Consider the following 2952-nt stretch of genomic DNA (forward strand, 5'->3'; position numbering starts at 1 on the left):
TTCCACGCCGGATGCTGGGGTCTGGTTAGGTGGTTCGCTCCAAGCTGGGCTGTATGCACGAACTCCCCGTTCAACCCGACCGCTGCGCCTATTCTGTTAACTATTCTCTTGATCCCAATCCAGAAAGACACGACTTATCGCCAGTGGCAGCGGCCATTGGTAACTGGGTTCACAGAGCGGATTTTGTATAGCTAGCTATACAGAGAGTTCTTGAAGTGGAAGCCTATCTACGGCTACACTGAAAGGACAGTATTTGGTATCTGCGCTCTGTGTAAGCCAGTTACCACGGTTCAGAAACTTGCCGGTTTACTGAACCTTCGAAAAACCACCTTGCCGGGTGGTTTTTTCGTTTACAGGACAGAAGATTACGGCGGGAACGACAGGATCTCAAGAAGATCTTTTTTGTCATACTTCTCTCATTGAAAATTGCATACGAAGTAACCATATGTGATGTGAGCTATCAGTCCGTAAAAAAAATCACTGGAGAGAGTAATCATGGGTATTAAATCGGGTCCAAAACCAATAGCAGACAACACTGGAAAATAAGACAAAGAGTAAGACCAGAGAACAAAAAACACTCTAATTTGAAAGAACATAACCATAAAAGAGGTGACTAAATGCCATATGATATGGGTGCGAAATGTCCATGTTGTGGAGTAGAAGCGGGACGTGATATTAATGAAATCGAAGAAATATTCGGTTTCCGAGAATTACCTAATGGGAAAAAAACCCCGCAATCCTATTGTCGGGAATGCAGGAGATTACATTGTTCTCCTGACGATAAGCGCTGTGGATAATTTATCTATAATTACCTGAAAAATACCTAAACCCTCAGGCTTCTTTTAATTTATATCATCAATTAAAGAATTGATGATATAAATTTATGATGCATTATTTTTCAATAACTACACTCAGACATTTTGTATGCCTTGGTTAATCGTCTTCAGTAGCGTTGAACATAACTCACTAAAGTCAGAACTCATTCCTTGCATCCGCTCAACCAAACCAGCAAGACCTTTTTCACTATCACCAAATAAATATTCTTTTGTCAGAGAGCCCTTAAGCGTCCCATCAACACGATCCTGAGCTATGTTACTGGCAAGAACATTCACATCACTGTACTCGGCTGTCGGCCAGCCCAGAGACTTTAAATACGCCTTATCACTGCCGGTAAGGTTATCCTCAACATTAAAAAATGTATATGCTTGCCCAGAGGGAAAGAAACCCGTCGTTATTTTTGGTTGGAAATCAGCATCATTTTTTAATGTTTTATTATCAACATTATCAGTTTCTGATTGACTAGAGGGTTTTACTTTAAAATCATTAAGAATTTCAGAGAATACTGCATCACTGTCCCTAACTCGATTAGGGGATATTGAATCAATGCCACGGATACCTGATACCAGCATATTACACCTCAAGAAGTAATAAGTAACCGGCCACCCGATGCGACCGGTTACGATTCTACTTAGCTGTAATAAACGGTGCAATCATAACCATCAATATATGGAGGATTAAAAATACCACCGTTAAGATTGCCCACTTTCATCGCCAGAGCCAGCCTGCAATTAGCAGGGATATTGGCGCCAGAAGCTACAATGGTATCACTACCGGAACCTGTAATATCAGCATACCCTAACTCAAAACCTGCTGAGTTATAGATATAAAGCCGGACAGATATCTGACTAGCCCAACCACCATAACCATCACGATCATAGTTGTATTTGATACTATCAACAATCCCAGAAGGTGAACCAGATGGGGTCAACACTGAATTTGTGAACCAAGTACCTCCGGATGCCGGATGAGGGCCAAGTCCAGAACGGTACCAGCTATTCAATGCTTTCGCTGCAAGAAGTCCATTGAGCTTACTTTCCGCTTTAATCTGTTTCTTTAAAACTTCAGCAAGAGCAACATTTTCATTACCCGGTAAGGTTTTAACAAAAACGACTTCATTATTACCTTTAACAGAAAAATCAGGTTGAACGATTAAATCACTCATATTAAATGCTCCATTGATTTATAAAAAACAACATCACAGAGCCGTAATGTTAACAATGACAATATAATATTTATTTTAAATAAATTTAAAAAATAAAATTAAAAACCAATTTAAATTAAAAAGGAAACAATCCAAAACCTTTACACCTGAATTTTAATTTTTTAAAAATAGTCACCGAAGATAAACAAATCAGCAGTTCAAATCTCTACGGGTATCTTTATACCTTCCGGTCACTTTAATTTACCATAACCTTCCAAAAGTAAGGTTACTTTGTAACCACCGATTCCATGATCTTACAGAAACTTATTTCTCTATTAAAAATTAAACACATAGCCTTGATTCGTTCGACTTAGAACAAATATTCACTATGGGCATAGTGCCCCAGACCTCTGGTTAAGGATAAAAAAATGGCGTTAATTGTTGGTCCTAGCGAGTATGTTGGCCGCGACGGCGGTTCATTCCAAGAGTGCAGTGTTGATTCTTATGGGCGTATCCTCAAAACGTACGAGCGTTACTGCACGATCCGTGATGACGAGAAGGCTCCGCCAACCAGCACCCACAGCCGTAAGTGGAAGCAAATCTTCCGGACTCCTGACAGCACTGAATAATCAGCATATTAGAACGTTACCACAGGGCTGGTATCAGCCCTGATTTACCATAACACCCGTTTTGTGCAACGAACGCCACACATGAAAAACCTCATGGCGGGTAAAAAAGGAGAAAAAAATGACAACTTGGTTTTACTGCGTAGAAATAACGAGCACTGACGCACTAGGCGTACACAAAAACAAAAAAGATGGAACTATCACATCAGATCATTCAGTAGAAGACGTAATTAATCACATAAAAGATAGCCATACCCCAAAAACACAAATGGGGAGTGCTATCGGAAATGTAGTATTGATAGCGTTCAACAGAGTCTAAACATTATTTACCATAACACCTGATCC

The 2952-nt window shown here is 39.9% G+C and carries 2 protein-coding genes; both read right to left on the reverse strand.

Features of this window, described 5'->3' with window-relative positions; translation table 11 throughout:
* Window positions 1-911 precede the first annotated feature (911 nt).
* Entirely contained in the window at window positions 912-1409 is a 498-nt protein-coding gene (locus ETR37_RS18415; protein ID WP_129447649.1) for a hypothetical protein, read from the reverse strand.
* Window positions 1410-1468: 59 nt separating this feature from the next.
* Window positions 1469-2002, reverse strand: coding sequence for a hypothetical protein (locus ETR37_RS18420; protein WP_129447650.1), 534 nt, complete (start codon window positions 2000-2002; stop codon window positions 1469-1471).
* Window positions 2003-2952: the final 950 nt, after the last annotated feature.

The sequence above is a fragment of the Geobacillus sp. PK12 genome, from assembly GCF_004123125.1.
GTDB classification, from domain to species: domain Bacteria; phylum Bacillota; class Bacilli; order Bacillales; family Anoxybacillaceae; genus Geobacillus; species Geobacillus zalihae.